This is a genomic window from Desulfatibacillum alkenivorans DSM 16219 (assembly GCF_900142135.1).
In the GTDB taxonomy this organism is placed as follows: Bacteria; Desulfobacterota; Desulfobacteria; order Desulfobacterales; family Desulfatibacillaceae; genus Desulfatibacillum; species Desulfatibacillum alkenivorans.
Window position 1 is genome coordinate 1 of record NZ_FQZU01000046.1, and the last position, 19,067, is coordinate 19,067.

The 19,067-nt window shown below is 54.8% G+C and carries 17 protein-coding genes; 2 read left to right on the plus strand and 15 right to left on the minus strand.

What is annotated here, in order from left to right:
• Positions 1 to 160 precede the first annotated feature (160 nt).
• From BUE18_RS23575 to BUE18_RS23590, 4 genes are all read right to left on the minus strand, one after another.
• Complete coding sequence (locus BUE18_RS23575; protein WP_073478616.1) at positions 161 to 841, minus strand: DUF6901 family protein; 681 nt, start codon at positions 839 to 841, stop codon at positions 161 to 163.
• 17 nt (positions 842 to 858) lie between these two features.
• Positions 859 to 1,656, minus strand: coding sequence for a tetratricopeptide repeat protein (locus BUE18_RS23580; RefSeq protein ID WP_073478617.1), 798 nt, complete (start codon positions 1,654 to 1,656; stop codon positions 859 to 861).
• The gene (locus BUE18_RS23585) at positions 1,653 to 3,230 is read right to left on the minus strand and encodes a GMC oxidoreductase (RefSeq protein ID WP_073478618.1); all 1,578 of its coding nucleotides are present in this window, start codon (positions 3,228 to 3,230) and stop codon (positions 1,653 to 1,655) included. The genes BUE18_RS23580 and BUE18_RS23585 overlap by 4 nt, the downstream gene beginning before the upstream one ends.
• Before the next feature lie 132 nt (positions 3,231 to 3,362).
• Positions 3,363 to 5,510, minus strand: coding sequence for a DUF1156 domain-containing protein (locus BUE18_RS23590; protein WP_083611255.1), 2,148 nt, complete (start codon positions 5,508 to 5,510; stop codon positions 3,363 to 3,365).
• A 213-nt stretch (positions 5,511 to 5,723) separates the two neighbouring features.
• On the opposite strand from BUE18_RS23590, the gene gltX reads away from it, so the two are divergent.
• The gene (gltX, locus tag BUE18_RS23595; protein ID WP_073478620.1) at positions 5,724 to 7,130 is read left to right on the plus strand and encodes a glutamate--tRNA ligase; all 1,407 of its coding nucleotides are present in this window, start codon (positions 5,724 to 5,726) and stop codon (positions 7,128 to 7,130) included.
• A gap of 7 nt (positions 7,131 to 7,137) precedes the next feature.
• On the opposite strand, the gene BUE18_RS23600 is transcribed toward gltX, so the two are convergent.
• From BUE18_RS23600 to BUE18_RS23645, 10 genes are all read right to left on the minus strand, one after another.
• Positions 7,138 to 7,398, minus strand: a complete 261-nt coding sequence (locus BUE18_RS23600; protein ID WP_073478621.1) for an ORF6N domain-containing protein — start codon at positions 7,396 to 7,398, stop codon at positions 7,138 to 7,140.
• Between the two features lie 173 nt (positions 7,399 to 7,571).
• Positions 7,572 to 8,312 (minus strand): ParA family protein, encoded by a 741-nt coding sequence (locus BUE18_RS23605; protein WP_073478622.1) that lies wholly within the window; start codon positions 8,310 to 8,312, stop codon positions 7,572 to 7,574.
• Positions 8,313 to 8,386: 74 nt separating this feature from the next.
• Positions 8,387 to 9,007 carry a PAS domain-containing protein gene (locus tag BUE18_RS23610; RefSeq protein ID WP_073478623.1) on the minus strand — a complete coding sequence of 207 codons (621 nt, stop codon included), beginning with the start codon at positions 9,005 to 9,007 and terminating at the stop codon, positions 8,387 to 8,389.
• Between the two features lie 257 nt (positions 9,008 to 9,264).
• Complete coding sequence (locus BUE18_RS23615; RefSeq protein ID WP_073478624.1) at positions 9,265 to 11,433, minus strand: penicillin acylase family protein; 2,169 nt, start codon at positions 11,431 to 11,433, stop codon at positions 9,265 to 9,267.
• A gap of 344 nt (positions 11,434 to 11,777) precedes the next feature.
• Positions 11,778 to 12,122: a DUF190 domain-containing protein gene (locus BUE18_RS23620; RefSeq protein WP_073478625.1), complete on the minus strand. Its 345-nt coding sequence runs from the start codon at positions 12,120 to 12,122 to the stop codon at positions 11,778 to 11,780.
• Positions 12,123 to 12,134: 12 nt separating this feature from the next.
• Positions 12,135 to 12,524 (minus strand): fluoride efflux transporter CrcB, encoded by a 390-nt coding sequence (gene crcB, locus BUE18_RS23625; protein WP_073478626.1) that lies wholly within the window; start codon positions 12,522 to 12,524, stop codon positions 12,135 to 12,137.
• Positions 12,524 to 13,447 carry a carbon-nitrogen hydrolase family protein gene (locus BUE18_RS23630; protein WP_073478627.1) on the minus strand — a complete coding sequence of 308 codons (924 nt, stop codon included), beginning with the start codon at positions 13,445 to 13,447 and terminating at the stop codon, positions 12,524 to 12,526. The genes crcB and BUE18_RS23630 overlap by 1 nt, the downstream gene beginning before the upstream one ends.
• A 20-nt stretch (positions 13,448 to 13,467) precedes the next feature.
• Complete coding sequence (locus BUE18_RS23635) at positions 13,468 to 14,307, minus strand: MBL fold metallo-hydrolase (RefSeq protein ID WP_073478628.1); 840 nt, start codon at positions 14,305 to 14,307, stop codon at positions 13,468 to 13,470.
• Between the two features lie 73 nt (positions 14,308 to 14,380).
• Positions 14,381 to 15,775, minus strand: a complete 1,395-nt coding sequence (gene asnS / locus BUE18_RS23640; protein ID WP_073478629.1) for an asparagine--tRNA ligase — start codon at positions 15,773 to 15,775, stop codon at positions 14,381 to 14,383.
• Entirely contained in the window at positions 15,768 to 16,589 is an 822-nt protein-coding gene (locus BUE18_RS23645) for a hypothetical protein (RefSeq protein WP_073478630.1), read from the minus strand. The genes asnS and BUE18_RS23645 overlap by 8 nt, the downstream gene beginning before the upstream one ends.
• Positions 16,590 to 16,627: 38 nt before the next feature.
• Here BUE18_RS23645 and BUE18_RS23650 point away from each other — a divergent pair, with 38 nt between their 5' ends.
• Positions 16,628 to 17,500, plus strand: a complete 873-nt coding sequence (locus BUE18_RS23650) for a DUF1848 domain-containing protein (protein ID WP_073478631.1) — start codon at positions 16,628 to 16,630, stop codon at positions 17,498 to 17,500.
• Here BUE18_RS23650 and BUE18_RS23655 read toward each other — a convergent pair.
• The gene (locus BUE18_RS23655; RefSeq protein WP_073478632.1) at positions 17,494 to 19,053 is read right to left on the minus strand and encodes a lipopolysaccharide biosynthesis protein; all 1,560 of its coding nucleotides are present in this window, start codon (positions 19,051 to 19,053) and stop codon (positions 17,494 to 17,496) included. The two genes, BUE18_RS23650 and BUE18_RS23655, sit on opposite strands and share 7 nt — an antisense overlap.
• Positions 19,054 to 19,067: the final 14 nt, after the last annotated feature.

A 19,067-nucleotide genomic window follows, 5' to 3' on the forward strand; every position in this document is an offset into this window, starting at 1 on the left:
TTGCAAGCGACTCCATTAGTCAACGGCGCTGGCAGCCCGATGTAATGGAGGCGCTGGATTCCCGACAAAAGCGCTGGGGAATGACGGCATAAGAATGCGTTGGCATCCACAGGCGATGCTGCGGTATGAAGTAGCTCGGACGCCCGCTCTGGTGACTGGCCTATTCCGGGTCCATATACATTTCAAACAGGGGGCGGAGCTTTTTCAGGTTCTGGTTGATGCCCATTTCCACGCTTTGGGCCAGGGCGTCAAGGATGATGAGTCCGTTGACTGCAGCGTCGGTTTCCGAGGCGGCGCGAATGCGCTCCGCCAGCCTGCGGTTGGCGTGCTGAAGCTCCCGGTAATTTTGAAGCAGCCCTTCCAGGGTCCAGTCAGGCTCCATACCGCTGTTTTCCCGGAGATACTGGGCGATCAAATACATGCCCAGCACGCGAAACTGGGTATGGGCGGCGTCCGCAAAGGGCAGGTGAAAGTGGGCCATGGGCCGGAGCTTTTCCATGACCGGGCAGCGGCAAAGCGCCAGCATGAGGCCTACCATGGACCGCACAGCCTGTTGGGTGGACGTGACGGCTTCCAAATGGACGTCGGTCCAATCCACCTGGACGTTCACAGGCTCGTGGGATATGCGATGCCCAAAGTCACGCAGCACAGGCCATAAGGCCATGGCTGCGGGACATTGAGGATGGGTTTCCGGATCAATGGTGCAGATGCGGCATTTGAATTCCTCCAGGTTCAGCCACTCGCCTTCCAGGACAGTTCCAGCCTCGGGATAATAGGCGTTTTCGTCCAGTTCATAATACATCATGGCGCCGTCGGTGTACTCAAATGCGTATTTGATCATGGCGGTTTTGAAAGGGGCTAGCCCCCTTTCCTCTCCTTTATCGAGGCTAAAATTTTTCTGGCGTCAGGCCAATCCCAGACCACGGCGTCGGCGATATACGTAGGCTGCTTTATCTCCAAACAGGCTTGAGCCTCCCTGGCCGCGCCCTCGTAGTCTTCCATGGCAAGATGCACACGCGCCAGTTGAAGCTGCGACATGGTCAGGTTTGGGTCCCATTCCAAGGCTTTCAATGCCAGGGCATGGGCCTCGTCCAGATCTTTAATGGGCCAAGGCGCCTGTTGGTTAACCTGGGACAGCACCGCCGCCGCCAGAGGCGCGAAGCGATTCTCGGGCCCTTGCTCCATAACAATATTAAGATCCGCCTTGCCGCGCTTTAAAAGCCCCAGGGCCCTGAACGAGGACGCTTTTTCGGCGAGGCTTACTTGCGCGCAGCCCGAGTAGAACCTGGCTTGCACGCAGGACGGATCCAGGTCCAGGGCTTTGCCGGCTGTTTCCAGGCTTTTCTTATAATGGTCCATTTCCGCAGGCTGGCCTTTGACCATCATGCCGGAAAGGTATTGAACCTCCGCCAATTTCCATACAGCCTCTACGAAATCCGGCTTCTTTTCAAGCACTTTTTCATAGATGGCGCCAGCCTTGTACAGATTGTTTTCATCCTCGTGAAAAATAGTCAAAAGTTCGGCGCCTTTTGTCATATTCGCTTGGATATCAAGTGCAAGCGAGGACTCGAAGCCGGCCGGAGCGAGGCAAGGCCACGCCGCGGCAATCAGGCAGATCAGGGCGGCGAGGCCGGTCTTTACAAAGACAGTCTTCATTGTTTCGCCTCGATTCCGGACATGGCTCTTTCCGCCAGGGCCGCTATGGTCAAAGACGGGTTCACGCCTACGTTGGCGGAAACCGCAGCGCCGTCCGCCACATATAATCCAGGATAGCCCAGCACTTCGTGATCCGTGCTGATGACGCCGTTTTCGGGCGAGGTCCCCATGTGGCATCCCCCCAGGATATGGGCCGTGGAAGACAGGTTAAGCAGGCTTTCCATGGTGACGTTCAGAGGATCGCCGCCCGAGGCCTGGGCGTAAGCCCTGGCCGCCTTGTTGGCGATCGGCAGGAACGCGGGCGCCCGCTGCTGGCCTTCGGGAATTTTCGAGTGCAGCGATTTATTGAACCAGGAAAACAGGCCGCGGCGGTAAACCAGGGAAATCTGGTTGTCCATATGCTGCATGACCGTGAGCACCGAGATGCGCTTGCGCCAGTTTTTAGCGAAAATGGAAGCCATGGACCGAATGGGGTTTTTGACCATAGCCCATAGGGTCTTGAAAGCCCTTTTCGCCGGGTTGGGCTCGTCCACCATGGGGCCCAGATAATAGCGCATAAAGTCGTATCCGTCGGGAAACCGGTTCTGCGTGATGTGCGTGTGATCGTCCGGATAAAAATGGCTGGAGATGGCCGAGCCCCTGGTGATGTCCTCGTCAGGGTTTCTGGACAGGCTGGCCACAATGGCCTCGCTGTTGGTGCGCACCACCCTGCCCAGCAGGGGCGACACCTTGGGCAGGGTCTTTGTTACGTCCCGGCTTCGGAACAAAAGCTCCAGGGTGCCCAACACGCCCCCGGCCAGCACCACTTTTTTGGCCGTGACGGGCGGATAGGCCTTTTTTGGCTTCATGGGATCCGCAATGTGCAGGCGGTATCCGCCCTCCATAGGCTCGATGTGGGAAACCTTACGGCTGGTGAGGATTTCTGCGCCGTTCTTTTCCGCTAAAAACAAATAATTTTTATCCAGGCTGTTTTTGGCGCCCTTGCCGCAGCCGGAAAGACAGTCTCCGCAAAGTTCGCAGCCGGTTCGATCCGGCCCCTCGCCGCCGAAAAAAGGATCCTTGACCGTAACGCCGGGCTTGCCGAAGTATATGCCGTTGGGCGTGGGGCCGTAAGTGTCCATGGCGCCCATGGTTCGGGCGGTCTTTTTCAGGTATTCGTCCTGCAGGTCGAAATTGGGATTATTGGTGAGCCCAAGCATGCGCTTTACTTCTTCGTAATGGGGTTCCAGTTCCTGTTCCCAATCCACGCCGAAATTGCTCCAGACCGGATCTTTGAAAAATCCGGTTTTTGGCTTTAACAGCACGGCCGCATAAACCAGGCTGCCGCCTCCCAGGCCCACCCCGCCCACTATCTGCACGTGGCGAAATATGGTTTGGGTGAAAAAGCCGTTCATTTTCGCCGCAGGCATCCAGAAGAAATTCCTCAACGGTTTCTCATCCGCCGCCTGCACGTCCTTTGGGCCTATTCTCCGGCCCTGCTCAATGACGGCGACCTTGTAACCTTTTTCAGTAAGGCGTAAGGCTGATACGCTGCCTCCAAAGCCGCTTCCTACAACAACAAAATCGTAATCCATTACCCCCCCTTGTCAAAAGTATATCTCCCTCCAGTAAGAAAACTGTTTATAAAATATTTTATAATGCAAATTCCATTTTACACAAGCCTTTTGAACGATAGGATTAAGTTTTGACGCCAAGTGTGAAGCGCTTCACAGAGACCTTCTGCGGGATATCTTGAAGCCGGAAAGCCTGGATGCCACAATGTATTCTACAAGGGCCAGAGCTTCACGATCATCGATAGTCGACTCTCCGGACGAATTCGCCAGCAGCGCAGCCCCTTGGGAAAACAGGGCGAGTCCTGCATCCTCTTCCGACCATCCCTGGCTTATCAGGTCCTGCGCAAATCCGCAGTCGGCGATATCTTCAAGCCTGTCCGCCAGTTCTGACAGACATTGAGAATGCTTGGGCTTTGCGCTTTTTCTGCCGACAAAAACCAGGCAGGTGTTGACAGCTCCGCTGGCCAAACCCCGCGGCCGGGCTTTTCGCTCAATGCACAAGGGCTGCACGCTTGTAATCAGAAAAGGAGACGCCCGAAAGGCTTTAACCAGAGCGTCCCAGCCGTTCAGGGAGCTATGGCTGTAGATCAAGGATATCAGGCCGGATTCCTTCAGAACCCTGGCGCCTTCGCAAAGCGCCTGCGTGAGTTCCCGGCAATAAGATTCGTGGGCGTCCAATTTGCTATTGTGGCGCTGCACGGAAGCCACCAACTCCCGGGGGGACTCCGTAGAATCAAAGCCGGTCAGTTCAGGCGACAGGATCGATATAACCATCTTTTTCCAGGAATAAAAAAAATCCGCCAGGGAGCTGTAGAAGATGTTGTCGTAATACGGCGGGTCTGTGACTATGGCGTCAAACAAGCCGTCCTTAAAGGGCAGGTTCTGGGCCGCGCCCAGCCGGACGTCCGGCGCGGTGGAAAAGGATGGAATGGCCTTGGCGCCCTCCACGATGCGATCCAGCTTCTTCCACAAATTGGCCGGGCCGTTCAACAAGGGGTCAATTTCCGCGTAGTCCCACATCATGGGCACGCCCGGACCGCAAAAAGCCCTGCCCGCCTGTTCGTTCTGTGGAATCCACATGGAAAGGCGGCTGTTCCAGTCTATGAGCTGATCCACAAGCCCGGAAAGCAGGCCCACCATGCACCGAGCGACGGTTTCTGACTCCGATTGACTGAGCGCCTTGAATTCCGTGCGCAGGCTTTTCATCAAAAGAAGCAGCACGAGGCGCTGGCGCGGATTCAGAAAGTCCGCGTGGGAATCCATGCCGTATATGGCGGGGTTGAATATGCCCGACCATTTGGGGATTTTTGTTTGGGGCAGGCCTTGTCCCAGATAAGCCAGAACAGCGGACTCCATCTCCTCCATAATCACGGAATCTGCCTGGGCTTCCGGTGAGCCCGCCTCAAAATCCTTGCCCTTGCCGTGCCCCCCCCTGCAAAGGGCGGTGAGGACTTCCCGGCATTGGGAATAATTTGGCGCGCCGCAGCCCCGCCCGCATACTGGGCAGACAATTCCGGTTTTCTTCCACAATCTTGAGGGCTTATAATCCCTGGAAGGATGAATGATCCTGTAAACTGCGTGCTCCTCGCCCGGGTGGAATTCCAGGCAGGCTTCCCTCCCCTTTTTCCGGGACAGCCAGGGCCGTTTGGAGAGGAAAAATTTCCAGCCGCAATGGGGGCAAGCGGTTTCATAGGTGTAAAAATAGGCCTGCACAGGACCTTTTTCAGAGTTTCGCATGGGGAACAAAGGGGCGGTTTCGCGCTCCAGACGCTCCAGAACCCTCCGGCCGGACTCCATGAGCAAATCAGGAGGCCAGTTTTCCGCTTCCTGGGTGAACCCCAAAAGACTTTTTTGAATGAATACCGCCAATGGATTGGAATCCAGGGAAAAGGCCTTGCAGCCTAAATTTGCCGCTTCCAAAGCAATGGCGCCTCCGCCTCCGAACATATCCAGCACGCGGGGAGGTTCGGCATATTGCCTGGACAGCATCTTTGCGGCGGCCTCTGCGTCTTTGGACTCGGAAACCGGAAGCCGTCCCAGGTCGGAGGCCAGGTTCCGGGACTTTGGCGACTCCCCCGAATCCAGGCTTGCAAAAACCAGGGTGCGCATGGCCGAATAGGGCCTCCGCGCCCACCAGACATGGATTGTGTGAGGCGTCTTTCCCTTGCCGTAGCGCTCCTTTGCGCCGCCCTGGGAAGCCAGGCAATGCAGGGTTCCCTTGTCCATAAGGCGTGGTTGGGCATTTTCCGGCAAAGTGTGCAGGTTTGGGCAGGGAACGGGCGATTTTTTCTTTGGAGGCATCCGAAGGTCCTTGTTGGAGGCGGCGTTCTTGACGGGCTACAATTGCAAACATCTAACAACAGGACAATCCCCCGTCAAGATTTGATAGAAAGCGTTTTTCAGAATGCAGGGTTGAGTCGCCTAATGCCCTGTGGTATGGAATTATGTTTTTCTCTGCAAGGACGGATGAGCGCCTGCAGATGCAAACCAATAAAAGCATAAGGAATATTTCCCATGGATAAGATCATAACCAGATTTCCACCCAGCCCTACGGGGGCCCTGCACATCGGCGGCGCCCGCACCGCCCTTTTCAACTGGCTTTACGCCCGCCGCACGGGCGGAACCTTTGTGCTTCGCCTGGAAGACACGGACAAGGCGCGCTCCACCCAGGAATCGGTGGACGCCATCTTCCAGGGCCTGGAATGGCTGGGCATTGACTGGGATGAAGGGCCTTTTTACCAGTCCAAGCGCACGGAAATCTACCAGGAGCACATCCAGAAACTGCTGGACGAAGGCGCCGCCTATTACTGCACCTGCACGCCCGAAGAACTGGATGAAAAGCGCAAGGCGGCCATGGCTCGCGGCGACAAGCCAAAGTACGATGGAACCTGCCGGGAGAAGGGCCTGGAAAAATGCGAAGGCGCGGTGGTGCGGCTTAAGGCCCCCCAGACCGGCAAAACCGTGTTCGAGGACAAGGTCAAGGGAACCATCGCCTTTGACAACCAGGAACTGGACGACCTGATCATCGCCCGCAGCGACGGCAGCCCCACGTATCATCTGGCGGTTGTGGTGGACGACATCACCATGGGCGTCAACACCATCATCCGCGGCGACGACCACGTGAGCAACACGCCCCGGCAGATATTGCTGTACAACGCCCTGGGCTACCCCGTGCCGACTTTCGCCCACGTGCCCATGGTGCTTGGAGCGGACAAAAAACGTTTGTCCAAACGCCACGGCGCCACGTCCGTGGTGGAATACAAGGACATGGGCATCCTGCCTGAGGCCATGATCAATTATCTGGCGCGCATGGGCTGGTCCCACGGGGATCAGGAATTTTTCACCGTGGACGAGTTGAAGCAGGTTTTCACCCTGGAAAACATCGGCAAAAGCGCCGGCGTGTTCGACCCGGCCCGCCTCCTGGACTTGAACGGCGACCACATCCGCGCAGCCAAAGACAAAAGGCTGGCGCCTTTGTTCATCGAGCAGCTCGCCAAGCTGGGCGTGGAAACCGAAGAAGGCGAATATTTGTATCAGGTCATGGAGACCTTGAAGCCCAGGGCCAAAACTACGATAGAGCTGGCGGAAAAGGCCCTGTTCTATTACGCGGATGACATTGAGTACGATCCCAAGGCCGCCAATAAATGTTTGAAGGCGGAAGCCGTTCCCGCCCTGGAGCTCTTGATCGAAAAACTGGAAGCCGCGGACGTTTCCGACGAAAAGCAGGTGGAAGAAGCCTTTGTGCAGGTTATGGAAGCCACAGGCTTGAAAATGGGCAAAATCGCCCAGCCGGTCCGCGTGGCCCTCACCGGCCAGACCGCCAGCCCCGGCATTTTTGAAATCGTGCAGATTTTGGGTATGGATAAGGTGAAAGCCAGGCTGGCCAAAGCCATGGATTACATCCGCCAGCAAGAAGCCTAATATCACATCAAAAATGCGGGGATATGTCTTTGCCCCATTTTTCGGAATTGGAGGCGCCAAATTGGCGCCTCCAATTTTCAAGTTCCTGTTTTGAAAGAACAAACATAAAATCATCTGGAAATCGAACAATGTGTCTACGTACTGCCCGTTTCAACTGTTTGGTTTCCACACCGTAGAGTTCGGCCAAGTCCCGGTCTAACATGATTTTAAGGCTTCGCATCACATAAATTTTACTGGCTATAGTTTCCTCTGATACGATGTTCACCATGGGTTTTGTTTCCATTCACTCTGCCACAAGTCATGTCAATTAGCTCACATAGCCGCTTCCCACAGGGTTGTCAGCTCAAAAATTGAGGGGCCGCAAGAAGCCGAGATTCCCACCCCTATTAGAACTTCTTCAGTTTATTACATATAAAGATCAGTTCAACATAATGCATGCTTTTAGGCAAGTTTGTTTTTTACCGCCTGCCAGAGGGATTGGTACATGGCGGATTCTTCGGATTTGGGGGCGAAGCAGGGCAAGGGAGCGCGGTTCAGGCCCATTTGTTCGATGACGGAGCGGTAATAGATGGGCTGTGGCAGGAAGCCTTGGGCTTGGGCGTTTTCTTTCATCACCTGATTGTGGAGCTTCTTGCGTTTGTCCACCATGGAGAAAAAAGGCAGAAGGGTCAAGCCTTCCACGCCTTCGCTTGCCAGGTGCTCCTTGATTTGCTGCAAGGACTGCATGGACAAAACCGATGGAATCACCGGGGCCAGCAGCGCGTCAGCCGCATGAAACACGGCCTCGGACAGGTTGGAAATGGAAGGCGGGCAATCGATGAAAATATACTCCAGGGAGTCCTGCATGGGGGAGAGGATCTTGGCCAGGCGCTTGCCGGATTTTTTTTCGTCGTCCAGGAACGCATCCATGTATCGGAGGCCGAAGAAGGCTGGAATCATCTTCAAGTTTTCGTAGGGCGTCTCTGAAATCAATTGCTCGAACTTCTTTTTGTCCTTAACCAACTTTTTCAGCTTAAGGTCTTTCTGCAAGTCCTGCCCCAGATAATAGGTGGCGCCGCCCTGGGGGTCCAGATCCCATAATAAGGTGGAATGACCCTCCATGGCGCTTAAGTACGCCAGATTCACGCATGTGGTTGTTTTGCCAACCCCTCCTTTGACATTGTACACGGCGATAATTTTCATCAATTTCATCCTAAACCAAGGGCTGTAATCAATTCATCGAATCCAAAGCGCCTTTGCAGGCGCAGCATCGCTTATCAGTCCTTGACCGTCACCTTGACGGCGGGTTCGTCTTTATAAACGACAGGCGCAATCTTGAGCGCCAAGGCCCTGCCCAGGGAGTTTTTGAACAAGACGTCCTTGATTTTCTTTTTTTCGCCTTTGAGGCAGGCTTTTAAAATTTTCTTTTCCAGCTTGGCGGAGTCTTCGGCAAGACATAGGCTGGCAAAGGGCTGTCCGGCCACTTCATTCGGATTTTCCACCCCCAGCAGGGCGCATGCCGCCGGTCCTGCGTAACGAACCATACCCATGGGGTCCAACAAAAAAATGGCTTTTGACGAGGCGTCGGCCAGGCAGTCCAGCAGGGCTGCGGCTTCGTCCAGGGCCGTTTCTTCTTCTGCTTCCGGAATGACGGCGCCTTCGGCTTCCTGTTGGACCTGTTCCGCTCGGGCGGAAAGCTCCTGGATCTGCTTTTGAAAATCTGCGTTTTGGGCCAGGGACTTATCCATTTCAGCCTGGAGAGATTCGGTTTTTTGGGAAAGGCTTTGAACCTCTTTTTCCAGCCGGACCGCTTCTTTTTTACAGCCGGCGTTATCCTGCTCCAGACCGGCGATTATCTCCACCAGTTCCTTTTTGGTCTTGGACATATAATTCGCCATGATGCCGCCTCCTTTCGGCCTGATAAAAAAAATACCATGCAGGTTATCCGGCCGCAGATGAGAGTTCAGACAAAAACAGCTTGAAATTAATTATAATAGAAACGTTATGTTAGGGTAGCATTAGAATAGCGTTAGGACGAGAAAAAAATGCTTTGAAAAAGAGGCGGCAAAGGCTTGATGCGCCGAGGCGAGGGCGTTTCAAGAACCTTTAGCAAACGCGGCAGGCTGGCGATCCGGCCCGCCGCGATGTTGACAGTTTATTCGGGAAGCTGGCCTTCCAATTTCTTGAATTTGCCTTCCAGCCAGTCCTCCACGCCGTCCTTATAATACTTGGACAACCGGCGATCGCTTGTTCCGCCTGCGATGCAGGTGTACAGAACCTTTTCCCCCATGTCGGTGATCATGCGGAAGGAAGGGGAGAACGTGGTCTGACGGCCGCCGCTGTTGTATATCTGGCCCTGATGAGGCGTTGCCCGGCCGCCTCTGAGCGGAATTGGGCCGTAGTCGAAACCCAGGTAGGCGGGAGTTTTTCCTCCGAAGAAGATATTCGTCAGCATGGCCTTATTGACGTCCTTCCAGGTTTTGTTCCAGTCGTATCCTTCCTCGGCCTTGGCCAGGGCGGCGGCGAAGGCCTGCTCCCGGGTGAAGTCCTTGTACCAGGGGGAGTTTTCGTCCGTCATCATGCGGTCGAAGTTCTGGTAGAAATCAATGAAAACCCCGGTTTCCTGTTCCAAATGCACCATAATGTCCACGCCGATTCCCGCCTCGCCGAAAACCTTTTTCCGAAGCTCGGAGTAAAAGGCTTCAAAGAAAGGCGCGGCCTGGGAGTCGAAATCGTATTTGCAATCCCATGATTCCAAAACCGACTTGCCCCTGGAGTCCGGCGCTGCAGGCAGGAGTATGTCCAGGAACTCCCTGGCCTGAATGGAGTATGTATCCATCTGAATGGCCCTGGTGGAATGGAAATCATGATTACCCCGCTCTTCCAGCAATTGGGAGATTCTCCGGGCCCGGTAGTCGCCCATGGGCATGTTGGCGGGATCCAGGACGCCCTGATGGTTCTGATCCTGGTTGGCGGTGACAATATAGCCGCATTCGGGATTGTATTCCCGGGGAAGGTCCTTGGGATCGGCGAAGCCTTTCCAGTCGTACTCAGGGTCCCAGCCGGGCATGGGCAGGAATCCGTTCACGCCATCCTTGCGCAAGGGATACAGGCCGGTCATCTGGTAGCCGATGTTTCCCTTGTTGTCGGCGAACACAAAGTTAAAGGCCACTTCCAGCTTGCCCAAAGCCTCCATGCCCTGCTCCACCGTGGCGGACCTGGTAACCTTAAAGATGGCCCGGACCGAGTTTGCGCCGCTTAAGGACGGCCCCCAACAGGTGGTAAGGTAAAAGCCTTCCTGGTTGGGATCGCCTTCCAGCACGCCGTGATGATTTTCGTAAAAGGTCAGCTCCAGGGGATCGTGCTTCTTGCGCTTGACGACCTCCTTGCGCACGGTGAAATCCAGCCACTCGTCTTCGCGCTTGTACTTGCCTTCCTTACATTCTTCGATCCAGCTATCGATGTTGTCCATGAAAGGATAAGTGGCGCCCCAGGAAAGATTGTGGTTTCGGCCGATGACTATTCCGGGAAGCCCGGGCATGTTGGCGCCCATGCCGTATTGATTCCCCCACTGGCAGGTGGTTTCGTACCAGACGTTGGGCAGCCTGTTGACCTCCAGGTGGGGGTCGTTGCAAAGCATGGCGTTTCCCGTGGCTGTCTTGGCCCCGGAAATCACCCAGTTATTGGAGGCCATGGCCCTGGGAACCGGGCTAAGCCACTTGAGGGTTTCGGGAACAAGCCTCTCCTCCAGCTTGATTTTGGACAGGAGATCCCGGTCGATTTCCTCCGCCTCCACCGGGAACAGGGAGGCTAAAAGGTCGCTGTCCACGCCGGCCTGGACCATTTCTATGAACAGCCGTTCCACCTCGCCCTGGGACTGGGCCAAGGTTAAATATCCCACCATGCGACAGATCATGAGGGTGTCTTCCGGAATCCAAGGCTCGGGCTTATATCCCACCAGCCTGCATTCCAAGGGTCTTTTGCGGCTCAGGTAAGCATTTACGCCGTCGCAATAGGCCGATAACAGCCCTTGTTCTTCGGCGTTCAGCAGGTTCCACTGCTCCTTAAGACGCCCGCCCCAGTTCAGCCGGCGAAAAAAGCGATCCACTTCCAGCATTTCGTCGGAGTCGTCCAGGCATTCGCAGCCGCGGCCCTGCCCCAGGATGCGCATGACCAGCATTTGCAGCCCCCTGTCCATGGCGTGGCAATAGCCCATGCCCCAGATAACTCCAGCCATGTCCTTGGCCTTGACGTGAGGGACTCCCCGTTCTCCTCTTGTGATTTCCAATCCCTGAGGATAATTGCCTTTAATGCGTATTTTCATGTGTGCATCCCCCCTGACTATGATGCTTGATTGAAACGGATTTCACCCTGGGAGCCGCGCTCCCGGCGGACAAAAAACAGATGTAACAGGATAAAATGTCGGCGATTTCTGCGGAAAAACAACCATTTTCTTATAACACCGTTGCATTATTGCTGGCAAACTGAATATTGGCGAAAGAAATTCTATTTCTGGAGTTTGAAGCGGAGTTTTTCACGGAATTAGACAGTGGGCGCAGCAAATCCAGGTTTTCAACAAATATGCAGTTTTCAACAATTGTTGAAAATATTCAAAGGAGTCTTTTCATGCCGCCGCTTGAACGTTTTGCGCCTTAGTAATGAAGCGGATCAGCCTTTGTTGTTGCTGGAGCGATAAAAAACGATCTGGGCGTTTTGGACCGTGGCCATGCCTTCGTTGATGACTTCGTCGATGGTTTGGAGAAAGGCCTCGATTTTTTCGGCCTCGTCCACGATTTCCACCACCACGGGCAAATCTTCGGAAAGGCGCAGGACCTTGGTGGTGTGGATGACGCTATTGGCGCCGTAGCCCAAAATTCCCCGAAGCACGGTGGCGCCGGCCAAGCCTTCCTTGCGGGCTTTTTTGACGATCCATTCATGGAGGGGGACGCCTTTATGCTGCACGGTTTCGCCTAAAAAAATCCGAAGCAGTTTGCCGTCTTTGGGATAGCGCATGTTTCCTCCTTATTAAAGCAGCCGGGAGGCCGCGTTGCCGCCGATGACCGCCATGAGGCCCAAAACCAGGCTCAGGGTGATGTTCAGGATGGACCAGACCGTCTGGCCGTTGCGGGCCAGTTGAAAGGTTTCGTAGCCGAAGGTGGAAAAGGTGGTGAGGCTGCCTAAAAAGCCCACCAGGAGCAAAGCCCGGACATTGGGGGAGAAGAGCCCCCGGGTTTCGATCAGGCCCCAACCCAGTCCGATGAGAAAGCACCCGGCCAGGTTGACGGTCATGGTGCCCAAAGGAAAGGTGGAGCCGGGAAAAATCCTGTGGACCCAGCCGCCCACCAGATAGCGCGTGATGGCGCCGATGAAGCCGCCCGCGCCGATAACCAACAGTTTTAATGCTCCTGTATCCATTACAAACCCAACGCTTTTTTTGTTTTGCTCCGGTAATACCTCCGGCCGTGCCTGTTTTGGTACGCCCAAACCGCCCTGATTTGCAAGGGCAAATCAGGAATCCAAAAAGATTGGGGAATTTCCTCCGATGGCTCAGCGTGTTCATCCAGGTCAATCTCCGCCATGATATAGCCCTCTTCCCGGTCCATTTTAGCCAGAATATTTCCTTGGGCGTCCGTAATCATGGCCTGGCCCAGGAGGTTGCTTTCGTAAGGAAAGCCGGGCATGAGAGGCATTTTTCCTTTAAAGTCTCCGGCGTGGGCCGCGTGGATGACCGGAGCACCGACCATGCGCGCCATCCTGGGAGGGCTTTGCCGCATGATTTCCAACAGCCTGGCGCCCACGGCGGGCGAAAAGCCCGGCAGGGCGACTTTGGGCAAATCCCACCAGCAGGAGCCGCCCACGATCAGACGGACTTTATTCCTCAGGCGTTTGGCAGTGCGCGAGCGGACGAACTCCCAGCACAGGGAGACGCCGACGGGCCCCAGGGGCGTGTCCAGAACGCCGTCGTCCGTCCCGCCGATATAATAGCAATTCTCCCACATGGTGGGCTGGTCTTTGTCATGGAGGAAAACCGAGCCGTCCGGAAAGGCCAGGACAAAGGTGTTGTAGACCTCTCCCTGGCGGATAGCGTTAAAGGACCCGCCCGCAACGGCGTTGTTTTGCTTGGCCAAGCCTTTGAGCAGTTCCATGGGCTCCCCGTCCAGGGGACGGGCGGCATGGATCATTTTTGGATGAAAGGCCATGGCCGAGGGAAAGAATTCCGGCAGGATCACAATTTCGGCGCCTGCGGAAAAGGCTTGATTGGCCAGATTTTCGGCGGATTTCAGGTTGGCTTCCACGTCGCCCAGGGCGGCGCGCATTTGTACGGCGGCTGCTTTCATGACTCCCCCCTTGCATCAAATCAGGAGGCCATGCGATCGGGGCCTCCCGCGTCGGCCGCTGCGATAGCGGACTTCACCATATTCAGGGCGCATACATTGCCCATGCAGATCAATTTGGTGGACAGGCTTTCCTTGATGGCCAGCTTGCGCATGATTCCCTTGGGCCCCATGCCTTTCTTTCGCAGCTCGGCCACGTTTCCGTAAATGTCCTCCAGGAAGGCCAGCTTGGCAGCCAGGCGTTTTTTACCGCCAATAGGCTGGGGGTTATGGGCGCAAAACAGGCTGTCAAAATCCAGGTCCATGATTTTCCGTAAAGAGACGATTTCGTCTCCCAGGCTTTCGTCCGAGCGAAAATAGCGGACCTTGTCGTTCAAATACATGTCCCCGGAAAAAAGCCACCCTTGGTTGGGCTCGTAATAGCAAATGTGATCTTTGCTATGGCCCGGGGTGTGGATAGGATACAGCCTGACCTTTTCCGTGTCGATCCGGTCGGGCAGGGTTTGCATGGATACGGGATCGGACTTGCCGAAAAAATATTTTTGGTACGGCAAAATTGGAAAGGAATTGGCCATTTTTTCCACGCATAAAGGATGGCCGTGGATTTCCAGGCCCCAAAGATCCCGCATGGCCGCCGCGTTACCGCTATGATCTTCATGATGATGCGTCAGGCAGATCATCTTGACCGGATACAGCCGGTGCGCCTGAAGCATTTCCTTGCGGGCGTGCTTGGGGCCGGTGTCAATCATCACCCCGCCTGCCAAATATGAAAAGGCGCTTAAAGAGGGAGTTTTCCCCCGGGAGGCCCGCCCCGTCTCAAAGGCCTGGACGTCGCCGAACCGGTACTCCTTGATAAAACCCATGAAAAGCCGATTATCCTAAAGCCCGTTCCGGGCTTGTCATTGCCGTAAAAACCTCCCCAAAAAGGAGGGACTGTTAAAATTCCACGTTGCCCGGCGTCCGCGGAAAGGAAATGACGTCCCTGATATTGGAAACGCCGGTGACCATCATCAAGACCCGCTCAAAGCCCATGCCGAAGCCGCTGTGGGGCGCCGTGCCGAACTTCCGGGAATCCAGATACCACCAATACTCCTCTTCGCTCAAGCCCATTTCCTTGATTCGGGCCTCGAGCATGTCCAGCCTTTCTTCGCGCTGGCTGCCGCCAATGATCTCGCCGATCCGGGGAACCAGCACGTCCATGGCGGCCACGGTTTTGCCGTCCGGATTCATGCGCATGTAAAAGGGTTTGATGGAAGCCGGATAATCGAAAACGATCACGGGCTTTTTGCAGTACACCTCCGTGATGTAGCGTTCGTGCTCGGTCTGCAGGTCCTTGCCCCACATGGGCTGGTATTGGAATTTCTTATCGGACTTCTGCAGGGCCTCCACCGCTTCCGTGTAGGTCATGCGGACGAAGTCGTTATTGATGATGTTATCCAGAGTTTGGGAGAGGGTCTTGTCCACAAAGCGGGCGAACAAATCCACGTCCTGGGGGCATTTTTCCAAGGCATGGGACGCCAGATGGCGCACAAGCTCTTCGCCCAGGGCCATGTTGTCGTTCAGGTCGGCGAAGGCCGCTTCCGGCTCGATCATCCAAAACTCGGCGGCGTGCCTGCTGGTGTTGGAGTTTTCCGCCCGGAAGGTGGGGCCGAAGGTGTATACGGCGCCCAGGGCCAAGGCGTACATCTCGGCATCCAACTGGCCGGACACGGTAAGATAGGCCTGCTTGCCGAAAAAATCCTTTTCCGGGGCCAGGGTTTCGCCCTTGGCCTGGGTGGTCAGGGTGAACATTTCCCCTGCGCCCTCGCAGTCGCTGCCCGTGATAATGGGCGTCTGAATATAGACGAAACCGCGGTCCGCAAAGAAATTATGCACGGCCAGGGCCATGGAGGAACGTATGCGAAACAGAGCGCCGAACTTGTTTGTACGGGGCCTCAAGTGGGCGATGGTGCGGAGAAACTCGTCCGAATGCCTTTTCTTTTGCAGAGGAAAGCTCTCCGGGCAGGCCCCGATCAGGAGGATTTCCTCGGCTTTCAACTCCCAATCCTGTCCCTTGCCCGGCGAGGCGGCCAGGCGCCCGGAAACCTGCACGGAGCATCCCGTGGTGAGCGTCACGGCCGTTTCATAAGGCCCGGCGTTTCCTTCAGCGATGACTTGCAGGTTTTTCAGGCAGGAGCCGTCGTTGATTTCCAGAAAGGCGAATCCTTTTTGGTCGCGAACCGTACGCACCCAACCTTTGACAAGAACATTCTCCATAGGACCGGATGCGTTGAGCAGGGCCGCCACCCGCAATCTGGGGGCGGAACCGGAAGGAGGAGCCTGATTAGCCATGATCTTCTTCCCCTTCCTGCTGACTGCGCAGGAGTTCGTTCTTTTTTTCGTTAAGTTTCTTTTCCACTACCGAATTAAGAAAGGAATGATCGGGCCGAAGCGCAGCCGCTTCGTTAAAATACTCCGTCGCCTCGTATATATTTCCCGTTTCCGCCTCAAAATAGGCCAGCCACGCCAGATTGTCCTCTCTCAGGTGCCAATCTATAAACAAGGGATCCTGATGCTCGTAGGTTTCCAGGATCTTAAGGTTCTTCTTCAGCAAGGCTTTGGCCTTATCCACGCCGCCGCCGAACTTGACCGGGGTGTGGTATTCGGTCAGGGCGTGCTCAAAAACCACTCCGGGCATGTCCGGGTCCAGCTCCCTGGCTTTATCCATGTACCGCAGGGTTTCCAAACCGCGGGTCATGCGCATGAGCGAGGAGCCCAGGGTGATTTTTTTTCCCATGATGGAAATGCAAAGCACGTAAAGCTCGGCGGTTTCGTTGATTTCCTTGGCTTTGTCCACATTTTCAAAGGCTGCATCCACGTGCTTCCGGGACTGATCCGGGTCCGACTCCAGAGTAAGCATGGACAAATGATTATGACAGAAAGCCATGTAATAGTATGCGTACCACTCAAATTCCTTATCATTCACCAAGGCCGAAGCCCGTTTGAGTTGCGCCTCAAGCTCTGTTTTGTTATCCGTGTAGTAGGCTTCTTCTATACGGGTTTTTATGTCTTTGAAAATCTCTGCACTGGGCCCCTGGTTGGCGGAGACAAAAGAGGCCAAATAAAAAAAGAACAAGATGCCGTAACAAATTTTGTGTAACTTCAATTCTTCACCTCCAGGACCTGCACGGGATCAGAACTAACGTGAAAAAGCATTTCAAAACAGTTATTTCCGCTTCCAGACGCACAGACATCCCTGCGTTCTATATGGACTGGTTCATGGCCGGCGTTAAGCAGGGTTTTTTCGAAGTGCAAAACCCGTTTTCCAAGATAATGCACAAAGTCCCAGCAGACAATGAAGCAGTTCACTCCATAGTATTTTGGTCAAAGGACTATTCCCCGTTCCTGCGTGGAGGCTACGGGACGGCCCTAATCGATACAGGATATCATCTTTTTTTTCTTTTTACCATCAATTCGGAGTCCCCTATTTTGGAGCCCCGGACGCCGCCGTTGGCAAACCGCCTTGCCGCGCTAAAAGAACTGGCGGAGCAATTCGGGCCGGAGGCGGTAACCTGGCGATTTGACCCCATTTGCCATTTTGCAACGGAGCAAGGCCCCCAGAACAATCTGGGAGATTTCGTTTCCATCGCCGACGCAGCGGCCGCCTGCGGCGTCACACGGTGCGTTACCAGTTTTGTCGATGTGTATCGGAAACTGGTCACACGCACTAAAGCCTTGAATAATTTTTCCTTCACCCCGCCCGGCCCTGAAAGGCAGGCGGAAATCCTCCTGCGCATGCAAAAAGTGCTGCAAGAACGGGGCATAACCCTATACACCTGCTGCGAAAACCGCCTGGAGGGGATCCTGCCCGAGGACTGCGGCATCCTCCCCCACGCGTGCATCAATCATGATTTGTTGGAAAAATTATACGGGCCGGGGCTATCCAAAAAGCAGGACAAAGGCCAAAGGGCCTCCCAGGGGTGCCGCTGCATGGAATCCCGGGACATCGGGTCTTACTCCCTCCATCCTTGCAAGCACAGCTGCCTTTATTGCTACGCCAACCCGGAAGGCTATTGACAAGAGGAGTCTTTATTGATGTCGGCGGGGTGGGCTGAAGAGAACGGGTCATCGCCCATCTTGCGGGCTTTCAGAACGCCGGCCAAGGCGATCCGGTCCTCTTTTTCCAGCACAAAAAAGTAGATCACGGGAATAAACAGCAGCATCTGGACTCCGGCGAGCCCCATGATGCTGGTGTAGGTGGGTTCCATGTAGTCCGAGATAAGGTAAAAATAAATCCCCATAGCGGTCAGGAGCTTAAGGTTCGGCATAGCGAAAGCCCTGACGTAATCTTTGCCGGGGACTTCAATGCACTTGCAGGTGTAATAGGCAAGAATTACGGATTTGCATAACAAGGTGGAAACGCCGAGTGCGGCGGCCACTCCGTAAATTCCGTAATATGGGAGTAAAATCATGGATAGCAGCAAGCCGGCGGCGGTCTCCACCGTATTGATGACAGCCATGAAACGGTGGCGGGAAATGCTGAACAGCAGGTTTACGGCCGGGCCTTGGGTCGCCGCGATAATAGTGGGCGCGCCCAGGATCAATATGATGTAATAGCTTGTTACATACCCTTTCCCCATCCATACCGTTACAAAGTCTTTTCCGAAAAAAACAATGGAGGCCCCGATGAAAACGGCGAACAAACTGCTGATCCGGATAAAATGCAGAAAGGAATTTTGCAGGGCCTGCTTGTCGCCCCTGGCTTCCTGCCAACTGTACATGGGGCCGCCCATGCTGGCCACGCTGTCAATCAGCGCAGAGTATATCTGAAGCAGCCTGGCGCCGACGTGAAACAGGGTGACGTAGTTGGCATTGAGGTAAATTGCGATGAGGATGGGCGGGGTCCGAAACTGAAAAATTCCGGCCAATTTGGCCCAAAAGGATATGCCGCCGTATGAAAACAAGGTCTTGAGGCTGTCTTTGGACATGAGGGAGGGCCGGATTTGCAAGCCGGGATATATTCTATAAGCCATGACAGCCGTGAGGATGTGCATGAATATATCGGCCGCCAGGTAACTAAAAGCCAGAGCCATAATTCCATACCCGTTAGATAACGACAGATAAATCAGTGCATTGGCGATCAGCAATCTAAGCATGGATGTCAAGGACTGGAGATCCTGACGCATGCGGGCGTTAAGCAGCCCGGCGTAAACGCGCATGGGAAAGCTTAGGGCGAAGCCCGACCCGGTGATCAGGATCACCTGGCCGAAAATTTTGGATTCGTCAGGGCTTTTAAAGAACCAGTTGGACAAAAACGCCAGGATAAGAGTGGCCAACAGAGCAGCCATGCCCAAACCGCTGAAGGTAAAAAAGGCGGTGCTTGCAACCCGGTTAACATCCTGTTTGTCATTGGCGCCCAATGCCCGGGAGACGTAACGGACCACGGCTGAGGCCAGTCCTATGTCCATCAAGCCGAAATAGCCCACAAAGGCGCAGGCCAAGGCCCAGAACCCGTACATACGGATGCCCAGGCTGTTGACTATATAGGGCATCATAATGAAGGTGAGGACGATCTGAAGCAGAAGGCTTCCTACTCGAAAAACCGACCCTCTGATAATTCTGTTGAGCAAGCGCATAGATCCTC

What these genes read in the sequence shown, in the direction of transcription:
- BUE18_RS23575 (WP_073478616.1), bottom strand. Translation starts at nt 841, where the DNA reads ATGATCAAATACGCATTTGAGTACACCGACGGCGCCATGATGTATTAT.
- BUE18_RS23580 (WP_073478617.1), bottom strand. Translation starts at nt 1,656, where the DNA reads ATGAAGACTGTCTTTGTAAAGACCGGCCTCGCCGCCCTGATCTGCCTG.
- BUE18_RS23585 (WP_073478618.1), bottom strand. Translation starts at nt 3,230, where the DNA reads ATGGATTACGATTTTGTTGTTGTAGGAAGCGGCTTTGGAGGCAGCGTA.
- BUE18_RS23590 (WP_083611255.1), bottom strand. Translation starts at nt 5,510, where the DNA reads ATGCCTCCAAAGAAAAAATCGCCCGTTCCCTGCCCAAACCTGCACACT.
- gltX (WP_073478620.1), top strand. Translation starts at nt 5,724, where the DNA reads ATGGATAAGATCATAACCAGATTTCCACCCAGCCCTACGGGGGCCCTG.
- BUE18_RS23600 (WP_073478621.1), bottom strand. Translation starts at nt 7,398, where the DNA reads ATGGTGAACATCGTATCAGAGGAAACTATAGCCAGTAAAATTTATGTG.
- BUE18_RS23605 (WP_073478622.1), bottom strand. Translation starts at nt 8,312, where the DNA reads ATGAAAATTATCGCCGTGTACAATGTCAAAGGAGGGGTTGGCAAAACA.
- BUE18_RS23610 (WP_073478623.1), bottom strand. Translation starts at nt 9,007, where the DNA reads ATGGCGAATTATATGTCCAAGACCAAAAAGGAACTGGTGGAGATAATC.
- BUE18_RS23615 (WP_073478624.1), bottom strand. Translation starts at nt 11,433, where the DNA reads ATGAAAATACGCATTAAAGGCAATTATCCTCAGGGATTGGAAATCACA.
- BUE18_RS23620 (WP_073478625.1), bottom strand. Translation starts at nt 12,122, where the DNA reads ATGCGCTATCCCAAAGACGGCAAACTGCTTCGGATTTTTTTAGGCGAA.
- crcB (WP_073478626.1), bottom strand. Translation starts at nt 12,524, where the DNA reads ATGGATACAGGAGCATTAAAACTGTTGGTTATCGGCGCGGGCGGCTTC.
- BUE18_RS23630 (WP_073478627.1), bottom strand. Translation starts at nt 13,447, where the DNA reads ATGAAAGCAGCCGCCGTACAAATGCGCGCCGCCCTGGGCGACGTGGAA.
- BUE18_RS23635 (WP_073478628.1), bottom strand. Translation starts at nt 14,307, where the DNA reads ATGGGTTTTATCAAGGAGTACCGGTTCGGCGACGTCCAGGCCTTTGAG.
- asnS (WP_073478629.1), bottom strand. Translation starts at nt 15,775, where the DNA reads ATGGCTAATCAGGCTCCTCCTTCCGGTTCCGCCCCCAGATTGCGGGTG.